Annotated in this window: 24 protein-coding genes; 19 read left to right on the plus strand and 5 right to left on the minus strand. The window is 46.7% G+C overall.

Going from position 1 to position 21,867, the window contains the following annotated elements:
* The 3 genes from HRU42_RS13650 to sctN all read right to left on the minus strand — a co-directional run.
* A partial coding sequence (locus tag HRU42_RS13650) for a hypothetical protein (protein WP_295031876.1) occupies positions 1-566 on the minus strand: 566 nt, incomplete at its 3' end.
* Positions 560-1,033 (minus strand): YscO family type III secretion system apparatus protein, encoded by a 474-nt coding sequence (locus tag HRU42_RS13655; protein ID WP_295031877.1) that lies wholly within the window; start codon positions 1,031-1,033, stop codon positions 560-562. The genes HRU42_RS13650 and HRU42_RS13655, both read right to left, overlap by 7 nt.
* The gene (sctN, locus tag HRU42_RS13660; RefSeq protein ID WP_295031878.1) at positions 1,030-2,376 is read right to left on the minus strand and encodes a type III secretion system ATPase SctN; all 1,347 of its coding nucleotides are present in this window, start codon (positions 2,374-2,376) and stop codon (positions 1,030-1,032) included. The genes HRU42_RS13655 and sctN overlap by 4 nt, the downstream gene beginning before the upstream one ends.
* A gap of 249 nt (positions 2,377-2,625) precedes the next feature.
* On the opposite strand from sctN, the gene HRU42_RS13665 reads away from it, so the two are divergent.
* The 14 genes from HRU42_RS13665 (at position 2,626) to sctB (ending at position 14,516) form a co-directional block, all read left to right on the plus strand.
* Positions 2,626-4,677: a patatin-like phospholipase family protein gene (locus tag HRU42_RS13665; protein ID WP_295031879.1), complete on the plus strand. Its 2,052-nt coding sequence runs from the start codon at positions 2,626-2,628 to the stop codon at positions 4,675-4,677.
* A gap of 12 nt (positions 4,678-4,689) precedes the next feature.
* Entirely contained in the window at positions 4,690-5,112 is a 423-nt protein-coding gene (locus HRU42_RS13670; RefSeq protein ID WP_295031880.1) for a hypothetical protein, read from the plus strand.
* Between the two features lie 463 nt (positions 5,113-5,575).
* A complete protein-coding gene (sctW, locus tag HRU42_RS13675; protein ID WP_295031881.1) occupies positions 5,576-6,448 on the plus strand; it encodes a type III secretion system gatekeeper subunit SctW in 873 nt (290 codons plus the stop codon).
* 5 nt (positions 6,449-6,453) lie between these two features.
* Positions 6,454-6,732 (plus strand): TyeA family type III secretion system gatekeeper subunit, encoded by a 279-nt coding sequence (locus tag HRU42_RS13680; protein WP_295031882.1) that lies wholly within the window; start codon positions 6,454-6,456, stop codon positions 6,730-6,732.
* Positions 6,719-7,090, plus strand: a complete 372-nt coding sequence (gene sycN, locus HRU42_RS13685) for a type III secretion chaperone SycN (protein ID WP_295031883.1) — start codon at positions 6,719-6,721, stop codon at positions 7,088-7,090. The genes HRU42_RS13680 and sycN overlap by 14 nt, the downstream gene beginning before the upstream one ends.
* On the plus strand, positions 7,087-7,464 hold the full coding sequence (locus HRU42_RS13690) for a YscX family type III secretion protein (RefSeq protein WP_295031884.1): 378 nt from the start codon (positions 7,087-7,089) through the stop codon (positions 7,462-7,464). Before sycN ends, HRU42_RS13690 begins: the two co-directional genes overlap by 4 nt.
* A gap of 1 nt (position 7,465) precedes the next feature.
* Positions 7,466-7,831, plus strand: coding sequence for a hypothetical protein (locus HRU42_RS13695; protein ID WP_295031885.1), 366 nt, complete (start codon positions 7,466-7,468; stop codon positions 7,829-7,831).
* Positions 7,828-9,942, plus strand: a complete 2,115-nt coding sequence (sctV, locus tag HRU42_RS13700) for a type III secretion system export apparatus subunit SctV (protein ID WP_295031886.1) — start codon at positions 7,828-7,830, stop codon at positions 9,940-9,942. The genes HRU42_RS13695 and sctV overlap by 4 nt, the downstream gene beginning before the upstream one ends.
* Positions 9,939-10,352: a Low calcium response locus protein R gene (locus HRU42_RS13705; protein ID WP_295031887.1), complete on the plus strand. Its 414-nt coding sequence runs from the start codon at positions 9,939-9,941 to the stop codon at positions 10,350-10,352. The genes sctV and HRU42_RS13705 overlap by 4 nt, the downstream gene beginning before the upstream one ends.
* Before the next feature lie 86 nt (positions 10,353-10,438).
* The gene (locus tag HRU42_RS13710) at positions 10,439-10,744 is read left to right on the plus strand and encodes a hypothetical protein (protein WP_295031888.1); all 306 of its coding nucleotides are present in this window, start codon (positions 10,439-10,441) and stop codon (positions 10,742-10,744) included.
* A gap of 15 nt (positions 10,745-10,759) precedes the next feature.
* Positions 10,760-11,719 (plus strand): virulence-associated V antigen, encoded by a 960-nt coding sequence (locus tag HRU42_RS13715; RefSeq protein WP_295031889.1) that lies wholly within the window; start codon positions 10,760-10,762, stop codon positions 11,717-11,719.
* An 8-nt stretch (positions 11,720-11,727) separates the two neighbouring features.
* The gene (locus HRU42_RS13720; protein ID WP_295031890.1) at positions 11,728-12,213 is read left to right on the plus strand and encodes a SycD/LcrH family type III secretion system chaperone; all 486 of its coding nucleotides are present in this window, start codon (positions 11,728-11,730) and stop codon (positions 12,211-12,213) included.
* A complete protein-coding gene (gene sctE, locus HRU42_RS13725) occupies positions 12,213-13,490 on the plus strand; it encodes a type III secretion system translocon subunit SctE (protein ID WP_295031891.1) in 1,278 nt (425 codons plus the stop codon). Before HRU42_RS13720 ends, sctE begins: the two co-directional genes overlap by 1 nt.
* A gap of 9 nt (positions 13,491-13,499) precedes the next feature.
* The gene (sctB, locus tag HRU42_RS13730; protein WP_295031892.1) at positions 13,500-14,516 is read left to right on the plus strand and encodes a type III secretion system translocon subunit SctB; all 1,017 of its coding nucleotides are present in this window, start codon (positions 13,500-13,502) and stop codon (positions 14,514-14,516) included.
* Positions 14,517-15,333: 817 nt separating this feature from the next.
* Here sctB and HRU42_RS13735 read toward each other — a convergent pair.
* Both HRU42_RS13735 and HRU42_RS13740 read right to left on the minus strand, forming a co-directional pair.
* A complete protein-coding gene (locus HRU42_RS13735) occupies positions 15,334-15,618 on the minus strand; it encodes a hypothetical protein (protein WP_295031893.1) in 285 nt (94 codons plus the stop codon).
* A 5-nt stretch (positions 15,619-15,623) separates the two neighbouring features.
* A complete protein-coding gene (locus HRU42_RS13740; RefSeq protein WP_295031894.1) occupies positions 15,624-16,076 on the minus strand; it encodes a CesT family type III secretion system chaperone in 453 nt (150 codons plus the stop codon).
* 179 nt (positions 16,077-16,255) lie between these two features.
* Between HRU42_RS13740 and HRU42_RS13745 the strand changes: the two genes are divergently transcribed.
* From HRU42_RS13745 to sctC, 5 genes are all read left to right on the plus strand, one after another.
* Complete coding sequence (locus tag HRU42_RS13745) at positions 16,256-16,702, plus strand: YscW family type III secretion system pilotin (RefSeq protein ID WP_295031895.1); 447 nt, start codon at positions 16,256-16,258, stop codon at positions 16,700-16,702.
* Between the two features lie 994 nt (positions 16,703-17,696).
* Positions 17,697-18,557, plus strand: a complete 861-nt coding sequence (locus tag HRU42_RS13750; protein WP_295031896.1) for a helix-turn-helix transcriptional regulator — start codon at positions 17,697-17,699, stop codon at positions 18,555-18,557.
* Between the two features lie 93 nt (positions 18,558-18,650).
* Positions 18,651-19,586 (plus strand): T3SS regulon anti-activator ExsD domain-containing protein, encoded by a 936-nt coding sequence (locus HRU42_RS13755; RefSeq protein ID WP_295031897.1) that lies wholly within the window; start codon positions 18,651-18,653, stop codon positions 19,584-19,586.
* Complete coding sequence (locus HRU42_RS13760) at positions 19,583-20,023, plus strand: CesT family type III secretion system chaperone (RefSeq protein ID WP_295031898.1); 441 nt, start codon at positions 19,583-19,585, stop codon at positions 20,021-20,023. Before HRU42_RS13755 ends, HRU42_RS13760 begins: the two co-directional genes overlap by 4 nt.
* A complete protein-coding gene (gene sctC / locus HRU42_RS13765) occupies positions 20,023-21,867 on the plus strand; it encodes a type III secretion system outer membrane ring subunit SctC (RefSeq protein ID WP_295031899.1) in 1,845 nt (614 codons plus the stop codon). Before HRU42_RS13760 ends, sctC begins: the two co-directional genes overlap by 1 nt.

Raw genomic sequence — 21,867 nt, forward strand, 5'->3', positions numbered from 1 at the left:
TCGTCTGTTGAGATCTCAGCTGGCGCATAGCGAGTTGCCTGGATTTTTATCTCTGGCTCAAGCCGTGTGTCGTGTTTAGGCAAGTCCTTGCTGAGCTTGTTTACTGAGATCTCAGCTGGCGCATAGCGAGTTGCCAGGGTTTTTATCTCTGGTTCAAGCCTTGGGTCGTGTTTAGGCAAGTCCTTGCTGAGCTTGTTTACTGAGATCTCAGCTGGCGCATAGCGAGTTGTCTGGGTTTTTATCTCTGGCTCAAGCCCTGTATCGTGTTTAAGGACAGCTTCGTTGGGCTTGTTTGTTGATTGTTTAGGCGGAGTGCTGTCTAACTGAGAGTCTTGTTCTAGAGTGCTATCTTGCTTCACTTGTCTGCTAGGGCGAATAACCTGTGGCTCTGCTTGATTCTCTTGGGGGGCGGCAAGACTTACGCCCGAGTTAACGTTGACAGACTCAGGTTGCATGGCTCGTTCAAACTGTCTTATCACATCCTCTTTCGCGGCTTTTCGTGGCAGCAGGGTGTTTAGCTCAAGATGACACTCGTTAGGCTTTAGGATCTCTTTTGGGGTTAACAAGGGAGCTCTCCTATGGACATGATGCGATGATCTTCTTGTTCCATTTCCTCTTGATATTGGGCCAAGTACTCTCGCTCTATGTCATCTTGTTGCTGCAATAGTTTGAATTTTTCTGTGGCTTTATTGGCTAGTAATGCGGCCTTGTGACGCTGTTTTAATGTGTCTTGTTCACTGTTTCGTTGAAGCTCTATTTCAGCCACCTCTTGTTCCAGAGTGGCCTCTTTATCATGTAAAATTGCGATATGTTGTTGCAGCTGTTCGAGCTCTTTTAGCTTGAGGAATGACTCTTTTGCCTGGGCAAACAGCCGCACCTCTTCCTGTTTACGCCAGACTCGATAATCACAGGCTGCGAGATTGGCTTGATTCAAGTGAGCATTGGCCTGTGCGAGTATCTGTTGCTGCTTTTGCAGTGAATGTTCGGCGCGATCGGCCTTAATCTGCTTTATTTTAACTAGCTGTGAGATCATGATTGGGTCAACTGAGTCATTTGACTGATGGCCTCATTAAGGTCGCTTGGTTCTTCAGAACCTTGGCGTAAGAAGGCGTTGATATTATCTTGCTGGGCGATGGCTTTATCGGCCAAAGGATCCGAACCTGGCTGATATTCACCTATTTTAAGCAGCAGCTCTACTTCTTCGTATTTGGCCATTAACTCTCTCAATGCCCCCGCCGATGTCTTCTGTTCAGCTGTGACTATGTTGTTCATCACCCGGCTGGTTGAGCGTAGGATATCGATCGCAGGATAATGATTCGCAGCCGCAAGCTTGCGGGAGAGAATAATATGCCCGTCTAAAATTGAGCGAGTCTCGTCGGCAACAGGCTCGGTCATATCATCACCCTCAACCAGCACGGTATACAGGGCCGTGATCGAGCCTTTATCGGATTGACCCGAACGTTCCATTAACTTAGGTAGCTCGGCAAATACCGAAGGCGGATAACCCCGGCGTGTCGGGGGCTCACCGGATGCTAAGCCTATTTCTCTCTGGGCTCTGGCGAAACGTGTCACCGAATCCATCAGGAGTAAGACGCTCTTGCCCTGATCGCGAAAATACTCGGCAATTGACGTCGCAACGAACGCGGCCTTGGCTCGCTCCATGGCGGGTCTATCGGAGGTGGCCACCACCAATACCGAACGTTTAAGCCCTTCTTCACCGAGATCTGACTCGATGAACTCTCTGACTTCCCGGCCACGCTCGCCGATAAGGGCGAGCACTATGACATCGACGTCGGCAGAACGGATCATCTTGGCGAGTAAGGTACTTTTTCCTCCGCCAGCGCCGGCGAAAATACCCAAGCGTTGGCCTTCTCCACAGGTGAGTAGCCCATCAATGGCCCTGACTCCCAGAGAGATGGGTCTAGTGATCAACTTGCGGCTCATTGGCGGTGGAGCTTCTTGATACACAGGATAATACTGGGTCGACTCATGCACATGATTACCTGAGAGGGGGCGCCCCAGCCCATCGAGTACTTGACCTAGTAGGTGCTCGCCAACGGCGACCTGATGTGTCTTGCCAGTTGGGCTCACTTCGGTGTTTGATGAGATCCCTTGCATATCACCAAATGGCGTCAATAAGGCATGATGCTGTTGAAATCCGACAACTTCTGCTAGCAATGATAGGGATTGGTCTGGATTCTTAAGCTCACAGAGTTCACCCACGCGAACGCCAGGCACCACGGCTTTAATTATGGTGCCGGTAACTTGAGTTACCCTGCCGCGGATCTGAATCAGCCTGCCTTTATCTGCGGCCTGCTTAATCGTTTCTGGGATGTAGCTCAGATCAACCTTGAGTGAAGTAGAGTCGGTATTCATAGGCTGAGATCATAGGCTGGCATGTCAAAAACATATATCAAATTTGGCCAGTAAGTTTGTAGAAAACGTCTAAATCTCGGCTCTGGTGCCAAATACTAGGTTGCAGCGCATGGCTGAGGTCTGGGACAATCCAGATAGTCAAATTCGACTAAATCTTAAAAAAATGCGCCTAATTGTAAAACATAAACATAAATAATTTATCTAGTATTTAACTCGTACTCACTTGATTGATTTTTAAGGATAGAGAATATGAGAGTAAATACTGGGATCCCAACAGTCAGTAACCTAGCTCCTCAACAAGTAGAAGCAGGGGCTAAAGCATCACAGCCACTTGCTAAGGTCACGATTCAGGATGCGACTGGACAATCTCTTGCGTCAGCATTACAGAGCTCGCTAGGTGTTGCATTTGGTGGCGATAATACCATTCGTCACATGGCACACTTGATATCGACTCAGCCTCAGGGAGAGGCTAGAGTGCTCGTGACGGGTGTCGGCGACAGGCAAGCCAGCATTAAGGTGTATGACTATGGTGTGACCCAAGTTGAGCTCAATCGACCGCCAATAACCAGCCTAGTGCTGAGTGGCGGTGGCGCGAAAGGAGCGGCCTATCCAGGTGCGATCGCGGCCCTTGGCGAACACAAGTTACTCGAGGGCATTAAATCTATGTCGGGGTCTTCAGCCGGTGGTATTACCGCTGCCTTGCTCGCATCGGGCATGGATGTGGTTAGCTTTAAGCGGCTCTCTGATGAGATGGACCTTATTTCGTTACTCGACAGTAGTAATAAGGATATGAAGTTATTACAGACTTTCTCCAGTGAGTTAGGGCAAACAGCCAAGAATATTTTACCGGAAAAATTGGGTAGTTTTACTCAGCTAGTCATGAATGTATTACCGCGTATCGGCTCCGATGCCCAGCCGTTAGAACAGGTGTTACGGGATGAGTCGCGTAAAGCTGTGCTGACTCAGATTGATTCTCATCCTGAAGCCTTAGCCTATTCCGCAGTCAAGGGGGTGAAGCAGTCCTTGACTGAGGGAGGCGACGTGACTTTCAGGGACCTGGTGACGTTAAACCGGCATATACCTGAGATTAAAACCCTCAATATTACCGGCACCGCGATGTTTAAGGGGCGTCCGCAATTAGCGGTATTTAATGCCAGTACTGCACCGGATATGGGGATTGCCAGGGCTGCCCATATTTCTGGATCTTTCCCTGTGGTATTTAGTCAGGTTGAATATCAGATGCCCCTATTTAAGGGGGAAGAAGCGAGGGGGGAGTATACCTACTTCCAGGATGGAGGCGTGATGCTCAATGTGCCGGTTCCCGAGCTTATCGACCCACAATTTTCCTCGAGCTCAATTCCTCAAGGGGAAAATTTAATCTTGAAATTTCAAGGTGGAAAGATGGCTCAGAAGGGGAGTGCGGGGGCAGCCATAAAAGATTGGGTTGTCGGAGCGCCCAATATCGCCAGGCGCGCATTACAAAATAGAGGCTTGAAGGACTTTTCTGAACAGACTGTCGTGGTGCCATTAAAAACAGAGAAAGGAGACTTTTCGGATACCTTCAAGGGAACGCTGAACTTCTCCATGAGAAATGAGATAAAGAATCATCTCCAGCAGGCCTTGTTCAATGCCGTTAATGCACATATTGAGACTAAAAATTCCGCCAGGGAGCAGTTTGTCTTTGACACTACCGATGCGGCATTACTGGCTCTGGACGATGAGAGTCTAGCTGATTTTAGTGGGCAGCAGGCTGAATTGGGGGCCCCTGTTATCGCATTTAAAGCCGATTCTAAGGCGGCGCTTGCGCTATTGACTGTTGGTGTGCAAGCGGCCAATGACGCTAATGACGCATTAAGGTTTACCCCCAGTATCGAATTGGCTCTAGCTAAACTGGATGAGTTAGCCGATAGCGAGGCGAAAATAGACTGGATGGCTGCTCAGTTAAATCGGAGTGATAACAAGGATTGGCAACAGCTGTTAAATGCAACTAATTTACTAAAAGATACTGATTCTACAGTATTGCATGCCGCTTATGCCGAGACCCATAAACGAGATGTGATCGTTATTGCCAGCACCATTATTAGGGAACAGATCTATCCCTCTTTATATAAGCATGGGCAAACGGATGGCAATATTGCCTTGTTGAGGCGCGCCGAGCATAACCTCAACCGAGCCACGACTAAGGAACAGGTGAATGCCACTCTGGATGACATCATCAGCAATTATGAGGCTCGACATATTTCGTTTACCAAGCCTCTAAACTCTACCACCATAGAAATGGCTAAGTCGGCAAAATTATAGGGAGCAAGGAAGATGATAAAAGCATGGTTAGCACAGCTGGGGATAGCGAGGTGCGATGAGTCGCAAGAGGCTTTTATCCTCTCGGTAGTCGATGGTCCGGAGATCATTGTAGAGCGAGAGGTCGGTGCCTGGTTAATGGCTGCAAGGGTCGGCCCTTGTCCAAGTGATCTGAGTCAAGGCACGTGGTTGGTGTTACTTCAAATCAATGGCCCCTTTTCTCCTATGTTGCCTTTTCATATCACCACGGATACTCGCGGTGAAATATTACTCTGGGTTCGCTTACTCGAGTCAGAGATAGATATAGCACTGCTCACTCGTCGCTATGAGGCCTTGCAAGAATATTATGCGTATCTGCATGGCTTGCTTTATAAGGATAAGCCGCAAAATGTCCCTAATGTACCCAGGATGGCCAGTGGTGCAATGCAATTTGTATAGGCTTCACTGGGTAGCGTAAGCTCGGACTGAGTGAAAGTCGTGGGTTTTCAATCCTCATGTTGCTGAGAGTCGACCAAGGAGGACGTCTTAATCTGACGTGCATGGTCTAAGGCCCTGCACGTCACCGCCGCAGGCGATAGATAACCATGAAGGGTCGATTACCTTCAATCCACCAAACAAAAACAAAAATAAAGCCAAACGAACCCAACAGACTCCCAAGTCGAAGAAATACACTGCTTACTCTTTGCTTGTAAGAACAGGTATCGATGCGGCTGCGAGCTGCAATGCCAGGGTGAGGCTTCACTTATAAGCCCTGCGAACGAAGGACTGGCTGAATATGAGCTGTTAATTATGCCGGTAGGTATAAGAAGCCGGGTAACGACAAAATAACGACGGATTTTGGCATCGCTCTTTTACATCATTTTTTACACTTCTACCCTCAATAATTCTCAGAGTTTATTCTATGCCCGGCATCAATACAGGCACGATAGCTGCCGATCTTACCCGCAATGTATTAGCGCAAAACTCGGCTAATGGCACTCTTGGCACAGCAATCAGTTCAGGCAATTATCGTGGCGATATTGTCAAGTTGGTGCCCGATGCTAAATCTTTGCTCGATGCCGCCGAAGAACTGACATTTAAGGCTTCTGAGTTCGTTGAGAAAGATATCAGTAAGCGAAAAATTCAGGACGATTACGGCACGGTTTCTGAGATCCATGCTCTCGTCGAGGAGTACCTGAAGAAGGTTCCCGATCTGGATAAACAGCAGAAACTCAAAGATTTTGTCAGCAATCTAAGCAAACAGAATGTGACAGTTGCTCACCAGCTACAGGCTTATCTAGGCAGTTATTCGGGTGATGCCAGCGAGCAGTTCGTTGCCCTGAGTGAAGCAAAAAGTCAGTTAACCGGCAAGCCAGAGGCTAAGGCCTTGTTGGCTTTGATCCATATCAGCCTAGCTAAGATGGCTAAGGAACAGGGGCCGCAGATAAGAGCCGGCTTAAATGTTTATGACGCCGCCTTAACGCTGAGTGCAGATAAAGACATAGGTGATCTACAGGGCTTGCGTGACTTCTATCGTGATTCTGTGCTGGATTATTCGGGGTTAGGTGATGCCTTCGAAAAAGTGCTGACACGCTTTGGCGATAAGAAGGCCACCGAAGCTATTGGCTTCCTGCTCAAGGGATTGGGCGCCGATCTTCAGGTACAAGGCTCATCGATAGATAAGAGTAAGTTGCAGCAGATCATGAATGACATTAAAAAGTTAAAAGTGATCAATGGCCTACATGAACAAGTCGCTCTGCTCTTCGAGCGAGTCAAGATTGTACCGGCGGCATAGGCAAGATGACTTACAAGATAACCGACTTCTTGAGCGATCTTATCTATCTGGTGGAGCTGAGGTGGGTGGGAGCGGATCAAATTTTGGGTCTGGCAGATAAAGTTGGTCTGGTCGACATCTCACAGAAAATCTCATTTTTTCGCGAATTAAAGAAGCTGATACGGTTAATTCCTCAAGAGATTTTTGCCGATGAAGAGCAACGTCAAAATATGATTAACGCGGCACAACAAGCTCAAGACCGAGCCATTGAAGAGGAAGAGGATATGTTAGATGGATTGGATTAATAGTGCGGTCGATGAGTTCTGCCGTATATCCGGTGCGGTCTCTGACTTTTCGGCATCGGCAATCGTGCAACTCTCTTTCGAGCAGAGGGGGCTATTGAATATCGAAGTGGTACAGGAACACCTGGTGCTATTTTTGATCCGTGATCTCGATTGGCATCATCGCAGCGAGGCACAAGTTAAGGCCCTGAGTTTGTGCCATATCGGTCAAGGTTGGCCCTATCTGGTAAGAAGCGGCATGCTAGGTCAGGAGTCTCTGGTCTTGTCGGCGACTATTCCCGCCACAGATGTGACCTTGTCCATGATAGAGCAAGCATTCGGCTTGTTGAGCCGTCTACACGATGAGATCGAAGCGAGATGAGCAAGGTTACGGCCGCCAATATAGGCATAGAACACCTCAGCTTTCATTCGAATGAGGAGTTAGAACATCCGTTTCCTGCACGCTTTAGCTTGCCACCCGACGGGGAGGCGGTCCCCTCTCATCTGGACAAGCTCTATGAACTGTCACCGGCTGAGCGCACCTTAACATCTCTATCTAACCCAAAAATCAGCGATATGAGCCTGCTGAGACCGAAACAGTACCAGCAGACGCTTAACGAGATCACCGAGAAACTCGAGGGGCTAGCCAGCGAGTTAAATTCTGATGACTTGCAAGAGGCGCTAGCCCTCATGAAGCAGACTCGGCTAGATCAAGACTATCTGTCGCTTGCCTTCCACCTATTGCTGAGAGTGTGAAGTGTCGGCATTAAATCAATCCCAGATAGAAGTCCTGCACCTGCACGGGTGTTTACAGATGCAATACCAGCATCCTAAGAAGGCTGTGGTCTTGCTTAAAACGCTGGTCTTGTGTGCCCCAGAGTTTACCCCTGCCCAATACTCCTTGGCATTAGCGTGTCTGGAGGCTGAGGAATATGAATCAGCGGTCCAATGGTGCCATACATTACTCGTTGCAAGTAAAGACTCAGATAAGGCTGCCTTGTTTCTTTGTCTGAGTCGCGCCTATTGGCGCTTAGATAAAGCCATAGAGGCGAGAGAAGCCTATGGCGCATATATCGATATGAATGCAAACAGTCAGACTGAACAATTAAGCGGTACTCAATGAACAATTTAATGTATGTGTTGAACAAGGTCGGTCAGCGCAAAGATATCATGTTGGCGGTGTTACTCCTTGGGGTCATCTTTATGATGATTCTGCCGCTGCCTACTGCACTGGTGGATGTCTTGATTGGCATCAATATCACCATTGCCGTCGTCCTGCTGATGTTGGCTATCTATATCAAGTCACCGCTGGAGTTCTCGGCCTTTCCTGTGGTGCTGCTGATCACGACGATCTTCAGGCTGTCGTTATCGATCACCACCACGCGACTCATTCTGCTGCAAGCCGATGCGGGTCAGATTGTTTATACCTTCGGTAACTTCGTGGTCGGCGGCAATCTGATTGTGGGCCTGGTTATCTTCTTGATCATCACCATAGTGCAATTTCTGGTGATCACTAAGGGATCGGAGCGTGTCGCCGAAGTGAGCGCTCGTTTCTCTCTCGATGCCATGCCGGGTAAGCAGATGAGTATCGATGGCGACATGCGCGCGGGTGTTATCGATGTCAATGAGGCCAGAGAGCGTCGTTCCGTGATCGAGAGAGAGAGTCAGATGTATGGCTCCATGGACGGTGCGATGAAATTTGTTAAGGGAGATGCCATCGCAGGTTTAGTGATCATCTTCGTCAACATTCTTGGCGGGGTGACCATAGGCATCACCCAGAAGGGCATGTCGGCGGCCGATGCGTTGCAGCTATTTTCCGTATTAACCATAGGCGATGGCCTGGTCTCTCAGATCCCGGCCCTGCTTATTGCCATCACGGCTGGCATGATAGTCACCCGTGTCGATAATGACAATGCATCGGATATGGGGTCCGAGATTGGCGATCAAGTCACGGCGCAGCCCAGGGCCCTGATGATCGGTGGTGCCCTGTTAGTGCTATTTGCATTTATTCCGGGTTTCCCCACTGTAACCTTTATTATTCTAGCCTTGATCGTGGGCGGTGGCGGCGCCTTAATCGACTTTAACAATAAAAAACAATTGGTTAATCAATCCGATGATCTGCCAGCCTTCTTAGCCAATGGTGCCGGCGCGCCGGCGGCTAAGTCAAAAAATGCGCCGAGTAAAAACAATGGTAATAAGCTAGGCAACCAAGAAGAGTTTGCCTTAACTGTGCCCTTGATGATCGACATAGATGCCAGCTTACAATCACATCTCGAGGCCATCTCCCTCAATGATGAACTCGTCAGGGTGAGAAGGGCCCTCTATCTGGATCTCGGCGTGCCATTTCCCGGTATCCACCTACGTTTTAACGCTAGCTTGAGTAATCAAGAATATGTGATCCATCTGCAGGAAGTCCCCGTAGCCAGGGGGCGCATCGTCAGAGAAAAGTTGCTGGTGACCGAAGGTTCGGAGCAACTTGAGCTCCTGAATATAGATTACGACAGGGATGAAAATTTTCTGCCAAGTATCGATACCATCTGGGTCAAGGAAAGTAAGTTGGCTACCTTAGAGAAGTCCCGTATCGGCTTCCTTACCCCAGATAGGATCTTAACTTACCATCTGTCCCATGTGCTTAAAGAGTACGCCGAAGATTTTGTCGGCATTCAGGAGGCGCGCTATCTGCTGGAAGAGATGGAGGCGAGTTATGGTGATCTGGTTAAGGAAGCGCAACGTATGGTGCCGCTGCAGAAGATGACTGAGATCCTGCAGCGACTGGTGTCGGAAGATATCTCCATCAGAAACCTGCGCACCATACTCGAGGCGATGGTGGAGTGGGGCCAGAAAGAGAAAGATGTGGTGCAGTTGACCGAGTATATACGCACCAGCCTCAAACGTTATATCTGCTACAAGTATTCCAATGGTCAGAATGTGTTACCGGCATATTTACTCGATCAGCAATTGGAGGAGACCATACGAAATGGTGTGCGTCAGACCTCGGCAGGAAGCTACCTCGCCTTAGATCCGTCTGTCACACAGGAGTTTCTTGCCAACGTTAAGCAGACCGTGGGCGACCTAAGTAAGATGAACAATAAGCCGGTGATGGTGGTGTCCATGGATATACGTCGTTATGTGCGTAAATTGATCGAAGCGGATTACTACGACCTGCCTGTACTCTCGTTCCAAGAGCTGACTCAGCAGATCAATATTCAGCCTTTAGGCCGGGTGGGAATGTGAGTAAGCATCATGACCGCCTGAGTCAGTATTTTATCAAACAAGGCTATCGAGTCGCGCCTTATTATTGGCAACAAACTGACATAGAGCTAGGAACGGCCATCGAACTGGACCAAGCCCTACTCGTTTATCGTGTCGAGTCGGAGCATCAGCGAATCCTCATCGTCAAATTCAGCCGAAAAAATCCCAAAGTCTGCCTGAGTAGTCCCTTTAAGCCTCTGTATATATTGGCAGAGGCTGCTATCCAAGTGTTCGGTAAAGCATATCGGCTGGAAGGCGAGGTGGATGTATTTCGGGGGAGTCGCCTCAGTAATAAGAGGTTGGCACGCTATTACCAATATACGGGGGCTAAGCTGGATATTGACACCGGGCAATACTCGCTTCTGTTAGCCAACCTGAGGAATATTCACTGAGCTGGCTGCCAGATTTTCACAAAATGATAATTTTACGCCTCTGAGTTACAGCCTTAAAAAGATTAACATTTTACTATGGAGAACATATGGCAGATGCTGAAAACAACCCACTAGTGGCTACTATCGCCGAGGCACAGAAGGCGATAGAGAATGCCGAGCAAAGAAGTGAATTAGTGAGCGAGATGCTGGCAGGATTAGGGGTGAGTCATCTCGCCGCGAGTGCCATCTTTGATAATCAGGCCATGGATCCAGAGCTGACGCAACAGGCGGAGAAAGACTTGCTTCATGAGGTGCATCGTCAGCGACGGGCCGCATTGACAGCCAATCCCACACTGGGTGTCAAGGACAGCAAGAAGCGTAGACCGACCATGATGCGTGGCATGATGATTTAACTAAGGAATGAAAGTATGGCGATAGGTTCCATAAGTAATACTCCGGCAGAGATAGTTTCTCGGGTTCGAGAGGCGTCACAAGGCCAAAACTTAGTCGATTTGAGAGCGTTTGCTTCTAAGATACAAGAGAAGGTACGTGATGCTAAAAATCTTGAGGGTAATAGCATCTGGTCAACGGCTAACGAAAGCATTTTTACGCCTAAATCGGGTAAAGATCTGACTTCCGAGCAGCAATTGAGTGACTTTCAGCGCTTCTGGAGCCTAGTGGCCAATCAGCTAGCCTCAACGGGCCAAGATCCGCAAGATTTGTTAAAAACCGATGGCAACTTGTTTATCAGGTTGAATACAGATCTCGAGGCCTTGTTTGCTAAAGTCCCTTCGGGTCAGACATTTGATGTTGCGGATATGAAGCATCTTGCCCTGTTATCGGTATTTTCTGAGCGATTAGACAGTCCCATTTTAGTCACATATCAAGATAGGTTGTTTGCCAACCAAGCCAAACGTGACACCGCGCAGAAAGAGCTGAAAGGCTTGTCAAATGAACTGAAAATTTATGGCACCATTCAGAGTAAATTGCATACGGCGCTGGCTAAAGGTACGCAATACAGTTCCACGGAACCACTCATTTACGATGACTTTGGCTTCGATAATGATGCCGATTACAAGGCATCTTCCATCTATGAAAAACTGAAAAATATCACCGGTAAGACGGGTGACCCCATATCGAGTAAAGCGTTTTTAATGGCGATAGGGCTCACGCCTGAAGATGACTATTCGGGGGATGACTTCAAGGAGAAGCTAGCGAGTCTGGGCACTGCCATCTCAGATAAATCTAAGCTGATTAATGATGATGTCAGCCTTAAGACCACAGAACTGAATCAAATCTCATCGACCTACAACAGCACCGTCGAGGCGATAAATCGATTCGTGCAGAAATATCACAGTGTGATGCAGGACATATTGCGTCAAATTTAGGATCCATCATGACAGAACAAACTCAAACACAAGATAGCAATTACGAAGATGAGCTGCTCTCATTTTTGGAAGATGGCGGCACCATGGGGATGTTACGTAATATTCCCGATGATGCCATAGAGCAGATGTATGCGGTTGCCTTTAATTACTATGAGTCGGCTAAATATGATGAGGCCCATAAGATATTTCAGCTCTTATGTACCTTAGATCATTATCAGGTGCGCTTCTTCATGGGGTTGGGAGCCTGCCGTCAGGAGATGAAGCAGTATGAGTTAGCCGTGGATGCGTACAGTTTTGCCACCTTGATTGATGTTAATGACCCTAGGGCCCCCTTCCATGCTGGTGAGTGTCACCTAGCGTTGGGGAATAGGGAGGCGGCCGAGAGTGGCTTTTATACCGCCAGTCATTTGGCAAAGAAACAGCCTGCTTACTCCGAGCTGGCGCAGCGAGCCAATGCAATGCGGGAAGAAATCACTAGACCAGGAGCGACATAATGACTCAGATCACGTTAACGAATCCGTTAGCCCAGAGTGCTGCACTCTTGGATGCGGATCAAGAAATCACCCCTGCTAGATTGGGGAAAAAGCAGCAACTGGACATTAGGGTAAGTAGAAATACTGAGGCGCAAGCGTCTGTAGGCACCAATAAGCAGGGGGTCATGCTGGATAAACCCAACCCACTGACGAATATTGCATCCCTTGCTAGCGCCGAGAAAACCTTTAATGAACTGAGTCAGCTCATTAATAGTAATCGCAATTCCGTTCAGGATTCAATGGATAAAACTGGTGATATATTTACCCAATTTTTAACCTCTGCATTTCAAAAGGGAACGGGTCTAGCTAAAGGACCGGCTAAAGGTGTCGAATATGGTATCGGCAGTGCGTTTATTGCTCTGTCGGCATCCTCGGTGGCTGATTTTGATATTGAGTTAGCCAAGACGATCACAGAACTTGAACGGGCGCAGAACAAGTTAAAAACCGAAGAGATAAAGCGCGCACGTTCCGAGAATGAAGTGCAGATGAAAGATAACCAATCCAAGATAAAAGAATCTGAAGAGGCGGCTCATGAGGCTAAAAAGTCAGGGCTTTTCACTAAGATTTTTGGCTATATCAGCGCTGCCATATCGATCGTTATCGGTACAATTATGATAGCGACAGGCATAGGGGCTGTAGCTGGTGCTGCCATGATTATCGGCGGCGTATTGGGTATCGTCTCACAGGTATTACAAGAACCTGCAGTGCAGAGTGCACTAAAAGATGCCGGCATTAATGTCGAAGCATTTCAACACGTGATGATGGCACTAGAGATTATTTCGGCTGTGGTAAGTACCGTGGCTTCGTTTGGTGGCGCTGCCGCAGGTAAAGCCGCTCAGCTGGCGGGGAAAATAAGTAGCAAGATGTCATCCGGGCTGATAAAAATCGCGGATAAGTTCGATAATATAAATGCGTTAGGCACATCAATTAACAAATTTGGTACTGCTGCTACCAAGGTCAGAACCGTCTCTAGTATCACCGAATCCAGTGCCAATGTGGTTCAAGGTACAGCGAGTACGTTCAATACTGGTTTTCAGGCCAATGCCATAGGTAAACAGGCCGAGACTCAAGATAGTAGAGCCGAGGTATTAGCCATACGAGCCGTGATCGATCGCCTCAAGGAGGAAATCAGTCGCATGAATCAGGAGTTTCAGGAGGTGATGCAAAGGATCATGGAGATGATTAATGCCAATGGTGACTCTATGAAAGAAATCTTAAGCCGTCCAGCGGCGGTATAGGAGAATATTATGAACTTAGTAATACAAAGTGGTACCACGACTCTAACGTCTGTGGACGATGTCAATTCGGTTAATCGGGTGAGCAGCCAGAAGACGACACAAGCGGCGGCAACAAGCTCAGAGTTAATCATTATTAAACAGGGTAACCGAGCCGTGTTAGAGCTGCCCTTACAAGCTTTAGATCCAATCCAGACTGCTAAGCTAACACAGCTGCTAGAGTCGGTTAATTCTACGGCGTTTAACAATAATATAGGGACTGCAGTCGACTCGGTGCAGAAGGAGTTAAGCGCGTTCCTGGCGACGATGGGGATGAGCGGTAACTCAGAGATAAAGGCTTCGAACAAGGGCCCACTAGCGGATCTTTTCGAACTGATGATCTTACTGTTTCAACTTGCGAAAGATAACCGTGAATTAAATATTGCTCAGCGTGATATCGCCACTACGGCATCTGTTGCATCGATAAGAGCCCAGGCGAGCGAGTTAAGAAGTGCGAAGGGAGCTCTGATTGCCATGGCAGTGGTGAGTGGCGTACTCGCAGTAACGAGTGCTGTGATGGCGGTGAAGTCGACGTCAACAAGTACCCAGCACCTCAGAGAAAGCAGTAAGGTGAATAGTCAGCTTGGCCAACAACAAAAATTTAAAGATACCTTGAATAGCCTACATGATGAGGGTAAACATGTGTCCTCAGCCCTTCGTGGTACTGATGCTGATATCGGTAAGCTGACTCGACAAAACTTTGAAATTGATACCTTACTCAGGACGCGAGATTCAAGTGCTCAAGCCCGTAATACTGTCTTGCAAGGAGTCGGTCAGATATCGAATAATATCGGCAATGTTTACCAAACGGGTGCTCAGGCCTCTCAGAAAGAGGAAGAAGCGGAAGGGACTCTGGCTCAGGCTGAGAAGCAGAAAGCGGATGATCGTATTGGCTATGATGATAATTTCTTAAAAGAAGTGCGTGATCTCTTGCGTGCCATTGGCGAAAGTTATAATCAAGCTTGGAAAGCGGCGTCAATTCCAGCCTAGTCATTGAGCTGATAGGAAAAGTGGTGAATTGATTCACCACTTTTTTTTGCCCAGCGAAGCGGAATTATACCATTCCGGCGCAGTATCCTCGGCCCGAGTGAAAGTCGTGGGTATTCACCCCTCATGTTGCTGAGAGTCGACCAAGGAGGACGTCTAAGACCCTAGACGGCACCGCCGCAGGCGATAGATAACCATGAAGCTTCGATTACCTTCAATCCACCAAACGAAAATAAACAACGCCCAATGAATCCAATAGACTAACCAAGTCGAAGAAACACACTGCTTACTCTTTGCTTGTAAGAACAGGTGCAGATGCGGCTGCGAGCTTCCAAAACAAGGTGAGGTATCACGAAGTGATACTCTCCGAACGAGAGATAGGGATATCGAACTGGCCGTTAAACATGGACGTTGTTTGTTTTGGCATTTCCACCATGACCAACAGGGATGTAGGGAATGCCATAATGATACCGGGAGTATCATTGGCCCGTGGCGGTCAGATGTTTTGGCAGAGGCTATAGGGACGTCTCTTATAAAATCAAGAGCCGGCGTCTCGTAGAACTTTCTCGCAGTAAAAAGTGCCCATGCTTCGCCGGCTAGGCTATAAATTACAAATGAAGGTAAAGGTTAACACTCACTCCCCAATACCCATTCAGCCAAAAGCTAAACACAAAAAATATAACGAGTCTTCATTCGAAGGCTAGCAAGTTTTTGGGCAAAAACGAGTTTCAAGTTCAACCTTGTAGTGAACAGTAAGATCTAATCGAAGAAGTAAATAACCCAGTGTAGATGCGGCTGCGAGCTGAAACGTGTTCAGCGGTCAGGCGAGTCTTATTAACCTGTCTCTTAAGGATTTGCTTGAACTTGCATCTGATGCTGGATTGAATAACTCATCGATTTTCTGCTGTGGTACGTGGGAAAACCTGTCGATAAGCAAGTGGCGCAACCTCTGCGCCGACTGCTGTTTCGAGACGGAGGGACTCGCTTGAGAAATTAAGCCAATATTTTTTTCTTTAAACGATACCGTGGAGGCCTTAGTTCCTGCTGCTTGAGCCTCTCGTGCTTGGTAGAGCAAACCTTGCTTGCCACCGATATTATTAGCCATCATATCTATACCTTGATCCCACTGATTTTAGCCAAGCTAGGTTGCTCTAGCTCTGACTCAGGTGCTTGGATATTCAAGAGCTCCCCCCATCTTTCTGCTTGTGAGACTTGCTCGGCCAATACGGTTTCAAACTGAGAAAAATCGAGATCATCGACATCGATATGTTGGTAGAGGCAAAGTTGCTGCTCTTCTAAATTCATGCCGAATACGAGTCTGTGGTCACTCCAATGATAATTAAATGCGAGTAAAGAGCGCAGGATCGCATCATCTAGGTTAGCGGATTCGGTGATTTGGGCTTCGAAAACTAATAGGCCTTTTTCTGCCAGATAGATGATGTGGACAACAAGCTTGTCATCGAATGAGAGGCTGATTGAGTCATGTTTCAATGCCAGATTTTTCAGACCTATACTGTCACCAAAATCTTGTAAAATGGAATTAATTTTTAGCGATACATCCATACTTAAGTCCTGTAAAGGCAAGGGGTTACTGAGCGATAATTGCTCCAGTTTATCAATATGTAAGTCAAACAATTGTTGTAATTCGCTGTGATTTTTTAGCTGGCGGTCGTGATGCTGCTCTTGGGCTATTAGCTCGCATGCCGCGTGTTACCATCCCTCAAAGCGATAGATAGATGCTAATGGCTAAGGGAATAATGAAGTTTACACCGATATCCATGGCACTCATTGGTGCCAGCCTGCTTAGTGCCTGCGTCGAGGTGAGTGTGACCCGAGTGTTACAACCTATTACTACGGCGAATCGAGTAGACAAAAATTCAGCAACGGGGGCCATTGTGAGCGGTTGGGTCTCGGTCGCGCATCATGTCCCCGCTCATACATCTAAGTTGACTGTCAGCCTATATATGAAATATGAGGGACAGCAATTTGTTGTCGCTAAACAGGTTTACCAGAATAGTCATCTGCCGGTTCGTTACTTCTTTGCCGTGGCACCGATTCAATCGGGCCAGGGGCCCATGTTGCTTGAGGCTAAGTTAGAGTTTAATGGCAGACTCAAGGGGCTTGCCAGTTCAGATTATCTCTATCGCTTAGGTACTAGCGAGTTAGATTTAATCTTGGATGAATATTAATCTATCTATTGCAGGAAATGTGAAGCGGGAGTCTGGCATTCTCATATTTAATTTTGCAGGGTTGACATCTATTTTCCTATGTTAGAACTTTTTTTCTTGAAACCTGAAGTGTTATATCGTTAAAAAATAAATATTGAACCTGAGGTGGAGCTAGTACTTGGGTACATATATAATTAATGCCTGTTATCTTCACCTTGTTAGTTATTTTTTTGACGTTTAAATCTGCTTAGTGAAATTAATATCTAGCTTTATTAATATTTCACCTAGAAAGTTTAATCTTGATATAAACTTGATTGTGTTTCATCTGTCTTTATATTCAATTAAATTGATTATAAATTCCTCTCTGATTTTTAAAACCCCTCTAAGTTATCTAAGATTGTTTTGTTTTTGGTGTTAATCTTTCTATTTTTTTCCCTTGTACTAATGGTTTTATGTGGCTAACGACTGTGTTGTATGGCTTTTTTATATTGTTTGTTCTTTAAATGACATCAATCATTGCCAGTCTAATTTAGTGAGAATAAGTGAATATTTCTGATCGTAAAATTTACTGTTATTTAAATATATTATACAAAATGCCGATTTGTAAATGATTTTTGATTTATTCGATCGCGTTAAAATAATTTTTAATCAACTAATTTTACCTGAATGTTAATGATAATAAGCCTTTTCGATCCTACTTGTTGCTCCGGATGGTGGTTTGGTGATAAGTCTTTGCTAAATATTTATTTATTAGTGTGTAACACTATATTTTTAAACGGATTAGGTTAAAAATATATTTAAAATTTGTTTGATGTGTGAATTATTGTCTTCTTTTTTATTAAATATAAGTCTAGAATGCTTCGCTTCGTATTTGGGCCGGTTAAATATCAACCTGCGAAAAGTATAAAAATAACAAAGTAAAATACCCGAAAAATACACTCAACACATGTTGAGTAAACTTATACTTCGCCCATGTTATGCATGTCGAAAAAATACAGAAGCTGTAAAAGGTGTTATGGGGAATCCAATCGAACTTGTTTCTCAAGGTGACTTACAAATAAATACGAGTCTGGTGTGTGATGGTATTACTTCTGGTAGATCAGAAGTTAAAACGATTCAAGACGATGTTTTACTGTATGTCCAAGTGGGATCTATCACTATTCAATCTGCAGATGAAACCTTGACCATTCAAGCCGGTGAAGCGGGTTTCATACGTCGTGGTGAATATCTGTTTGAATACTTTTCCGATGCTAACGCGGGAAAAATTGAGACGATTTCTGTATTTTTTGATACAGATTTTCTTACATCATTCGTTCAGCGTCATGCTGAAATGCTCGCCTCTTTTGTTGCTGTTGGCCAACTATCGAGAGTTATCGCTAAGTTATCAATTAATGAACTCGTGAAGCAGACGCTGGATGGACTGTTTGCGGTGATCGAATTTAAGTTGCCGGGCATCTTGTACAAGCTAAAACTCGAGGAGCTCTTGTTACTGATAGTACATTCCAGCTCCGGCGGAGAGTTATGCCGCTTGTTGCGTCAGCAGGCTAACCGCTCTTCGGATCGTCTGAATGCATTTATGGAAAAGCATTACCTCAAAGAGTGGAAGCTGAGTGAATATGCGAGAGAGTTCGGCGCTAGCCTGACCACGTTTAAAGAGTTATTCCATGAAGTCTTTGGGGTGTCTCCTCGAGCATGGATCACCGAGCGACGCTTGTTATATGCCTATAACCTCTTGTTGAGCAGTGAAACGCGCATCGTCGATATTGCTATCGAGGCTGGATTTTCCAGCCAGTCCTATTTTACTCAGAGTTATCGCCGCCGCTTCGGGATAACCCCGAGTAAGGTGCGTTCAAAGCTGAGTTTGTCTTCAGACTAAAATTTTCAGACGTTTTTTGTAAGTCTGAAACGGATAACGACGATAAAATTGATCATGAATACTATCTGAGGCTGTGTAATGACATGGAAATCGATGAATAAGTCAAAATTTACAGGACGAAAAATTAGTTTAGTGACGGATGATGCATCCGGCTCTATGGCTAACTTGTCTTTGGCCTCATCTGTCGTCAATGTAAGCCACAAGAAATTGGTCGAGAATGGGGTGATGAGTGAGCAGCAGCTACTCTTGCTAAAACGCGTCATCCAGCGGCGTATTCTCGATTGCATCTTGGCCAGTGACTATGTTGACGCCTATGTCGCCTTTGGTATCTCTCTTACTAAGAGTGATTTAAAAATATTCCTGCAAATCAGTGCCGATATTTTCAGACTGAGCCAGAAACGCCAGATGCACGAGCTCTTAGCCGAAATTAATGCTGGTTTACTGCCTAGGTTTAATCTCGGAAATATCGAGATGTTAGCTAAGCTGGTATGCCAATCTTTCGAGTCTTGGTTATTGAAGCAGAATGAACGCCATGATGAGGAATTGTCCGGCGAGTATCAGGCGCTATTGATCTTGAAATCTCAGCTAGAGACTAAAGTAAAGTTTTGGCGCGGCTTAGTGGTCAATGATGTCAATAAAGCCTATTTAGAGGCTCATGTGAGTGAAGCGTGTAACGGGCTAGATCTGTGTGAGTTGCAATTGTCACGACTCAGGCCTTCCATCCAAGCACAGAACGTTTATAGAAAGCAGGTTGTGGATAGTCAACTTTTTAATCTCAAGGAGCTGATTTCACAAGGCGTTAGCCCGCAATCATTGTCCTCTTGCCTAGCCGATTTATCCTCAGGTTTACCAGAGATAACGAGTGTGTTGAATAGGATAAATGATCTGGCTTTAGGCCTGGAAACGGATCACGCCAGCTTAGGTCAATGGTTGATAAACGCTAATTCGATGCCATCCAATACCCTTTTTGAGGTGGATAGATCTAACCGTTACCCGATCAGTCCCCAATGGAAGTTAGTGAACCGATGAAGCTAGAAGCAAAATTAACCGCTCTACTGCTTGCCTTGAGTGAAGACTTGAATCAAGAGGCCTTCGTCGCCGATTCTGATGGACGTTATAGCCTCAGCTTCGATGATGTTTCAGTCGAATTTTATCTGAGTCATGATTGGCTGATCATTGAGAGCGATCTTAACTGTGACCTGTCCCAAGGTTTGAATTACCAACAGGAAAATGCACTGGAAAAAGTCATGCAGCAGGCGCTAGTCAATGTGCGATCCCATGCATCAGTGCTGGCAATCAATGAGATGAAACGTTTGACCCTGGTTCAGCGCGCCTCGGCGGACGTCTTACCCGCTACTTTTATCACTATGGTTAATCATCAAGTGGATATAGCCGAGAGATATCAAGCACTAATGCAGCAGCATACCTTAGCGAGTTCGGGCCATAATCGAGTGTGGTTACCTTGATGAAGTGGACTAAGCTCGCGAGTTACTCACGAGCCTTGTGGGTCATCGGCTTTAGCCTGCTGTCTATGACCGTTTTGGCACAGCCATTGGACTGGGTGGATCGTGATTTTAAATATTACGCCAATAATGATTCATTACGGGATGTCATCACTAACTTTGCGACTAATTATGGTGTCTCAGCGGCAGTCAGCGGGCAAGTCTCAGAGCAGATCAGTGGTCGATTCTCGCCGGATGATCCAGAAGCCTTCTTGAATTACTTAGCCAGCCTGTACAACCTGACCTGGTATTACGATGGCGCCGTCTTATATGTTTATAAGGCGGTGGAGACTCAGTCTAAGTTGATTCAGTTGGATCAGGTGCGGGTTGAGGACCTAAGGGACACCTTAGAGTCTACCGGGATCTGGGAAGAAAGGTTCGGCTGGAGAGCGATAACCGGTAAAGGCAGTGTTTACCTCGCCGGGCCGCCCAGATATGTGCAGCTAGTGACCCAGGTTGCCGAGGTCTTAGAGAAGCATGAACGTCGGCAAGTGGCTAAGAATGATGATTTCTATATCGAGATAATCCCTCTTAAGTATGCCTCTGCCACGGACCGGAGTATCAGTTATCGTGACCAAGAGATCGTCGTGCCCGGTGTGGCCAGCATATTAGAAAATATCCTATCGGGCGTCGATGCCAACATAGTGAGTCAAGACGGAGAAGAGGCCGAGAAAGAAGCTAAGTCTCAAGTGTCGAGCGGTTTTCGTAATGGGGCTAAAGTGCAGGCCGAGCCTGGGTTAAATGCGATTATTATTCGTGATGCCCGCTCCAGGTTGCCGCTTTATCGTCGCCTGATCCAACAGCTGGATAGGCCTCAACGACAAATTGAAATTGGATTGTCGATCATAGATATCAGTGTCAACGAACTCGAACAAATTGGCGTCGACTGGACAGTCGGCATTGAGGCCGGTGATAACCGAGTCATAGATATCAATACCACAGGCGATATTACCGGTAATACCACCCTGGGCAATGGCTTGGATTTTAGCTCTGTATTGGATAAAACCAATCTGAACTACCTGCTGGCTCAAGTGAATCTGCTACAGCAAGAAGGCAGCGGTCAGATCGTGTCTAGGCCTACTCTGCTGACACAGGAGAATGTACAAGCGGTATTGAGTACCAGCGAGACCTTCTACATCCAATTGATCGGTGAGCAGACTCAGTCTTTGGAAAAAGTGACATCGGGGATGGTATTTAAGGTTACCCCCAGGATCGTGGGCGATAGGAATGCTGCCAGGCCAGACATCAGCTTGAGCCTGCAGATTGAAGACGGTTCTCAAATTCCCGACGGCGCCATCAACGGAGTGCCCTCGACCCGTAAAACAGAGATGAGCACCTTAGCCACGGTAAAGCAAGGTCAGAGCCTACTCATAGGTGGCGTGTACCGTGATGAAATCACTCAGAGACTTCGTAAAATCCCCTTGCTGGGTGATATACCTTGGGTGGGCCAACTATTTCGTTCGCAAGCCAACACTAAGAGACGAACGGTACGCTTATTCATCGTAGAGCCCAGAATCATCACTCATGGCCTGGGCAATAATATCGTGGTGGGCAATAACCAAGATTTACGCGGCCAGATGGTGGGGATCGAAGACATCTCAAATCTTAATCAAAGCTTTCGTTCCGCCTTGCGTCTTTATCGCTGTCAAACAACAGAGGAGGCGATCCAACAACAGCAAGGCCTACTCATCGACGGCATGAGTTCACGCCGTCAGGACTGTAAACTGCCCACGGGTGAGATGGGAGCCAGAATCGTGCCTAGTGAGTGTGATGAAGCGGATCTTAGCTGTTTTTTACCAACTGAATAG

The organism is Shewanella sp. (assembly GCF_013214165.1).
Classification (GTDB): domain Bacteria; phylum Pseudomonadota; class Gammaproteobacteria; order Enterobacterales; family Shewanellaceae; genus Shewanella.

Bases quoted from the DNA above. Each gene is read 5' to 3' on its own strand.
- HRU42_RS13760 (WP_295031898.1), top strand. From the start codon at position 19,583: ATGAAGCTAGAAGCAAAATTAACCGCTCTACTGCTTGCCTTGAGTGAA.
- HRU42_RS13710 (WP_295031888.1), top strand. From the start codon at position 10,439: ATGGCAGATGCTGAAAACAACCCACTAGTGGCTACTATCGCCGAGGCA.
- HRU42_RS13745 (WP_295031895.1), top strand. From the start codon at position 16,256: ATGGCTAAGGGAATAATGAAGTTTACACCGATATCCATGGCACTCATT.
- HRU42_RS13670 (WP_295031880.1), top strand. From the start codon at position 4,690: ATGATAAAAGCATGGTTAGCACAGCTGGGGATAGCGAGGTGCGATGAG.
- HRU42_RS13655 (WP_295031877.1), bottom strand. From the start codon at position 1,033: ATGATCTCACAGCTAGTTAAAATAAAGCAGATTAAGGCCGATCGCGCC.
- HRU42_RS13715 (WP_295031889.1), top strand. From the start codon at position 10,760: ATGGCGATAGGTTCCATAAGTAATACTCCGGCAGAGATAGTTTCTCGG.
- sctB (WP_295031892.1), top strand. From the start codon at position 13,500: ATGAACTTAGTAATACAAAGTGGTACCACGACTCTAACGTCTGTGGAC.
- sctW (WP_295031881.1), top strand. From the start codon at position 5,576: ATGCCCGGCATCAATACAGGCACGATAGCTGCCGATCTTACCCGCAAT.
- sctV (WP_295031886.1), top strand. From the start codon at position 7,828: ATGAACAATTTAATGTATGTGTTGAACAAGGTCGGTCAGCGCAAAGAT.
- sctE (WP_295031891.1), top strand. From the start codon at position 12,213: ATGACTCAGATCACGTTAACGAATCCGTTAGCCCAGAGTGCTGCACTC.
- sycN (WP_295031883.1), top strand. From the start codon at position 6,719: ATGGATTGGATTAATAGTGCGGTCGATGAGTTCTGCCGTATATCCGGT.
- HRU42_RS13690 (WP_295031884.1), top strand. From the start codon at position 7,087: ATGAGCAAGGTTACGGCCGCCAATATAGGCATAGAACACCTCAGCTTT.
- sctN (WP_295031878.1), bottom strand. From the start codon at position 2,376: ATGAATACCGACTCTACTTCACTCAAGGTTGATCTGAGCTACATCCCA.
- sctC (WP_295031899.1), top strand. From the start codon at position 20,023: ATGAAGTGGACTAAGCTCGCGAGTTACTCACGAGCCTTGTGGGTCATC.
- HRU42_RS13665 (WP_295031879.1), top strand. From the start codon at position 2,626: ATGAGAGTAAATACTGGGATCCCAACAGTCAGTAACCTAGCTCCTCAA.
- HRU42_RS13755 (WP_295031897.1), top strand. From the start codon at position 18,651: ATGAATAAGTCAAAATTTACAGGACGAAAAATTAGTTTAGTGACGGAT.
- HRU42_RS13735 (WP_295031893.1), bottom strand. From the start codon at position 15,618: ATGGCTAATAATATCGGTGGCAAGCAAGGTTTGCTCTACCAAGCACGA.
- HRU42_RS13740 (WP_295031894.1), bottom strand. From the start codon at position 16,076: ATGGATGTATCGCTAAAAATTAATTCCATTTTACAAGATTTTGGTGAC.
- HRU42_RS13720 (WP_295031890.1), top strand. From the start codon at position 11,728: ATGACAGAACAAACTCAAACACAAGATAGCAATTACGAAGATGAGCTG.
- HRU42_RS13680 (WP_295031882.1), top strand. From the start codon at position 6,454: ATGACTTACAAGATAACCGACTTCTTGAGCGATCTTATCTATCTGGTG.
- HRU42_RS13750 (WP_295031896.1), top strand. From the start codon at position 17,697: ATGGGGAATCCAATCGAACTTGTTTCTCAAGGTGACTTACAAATAAAT.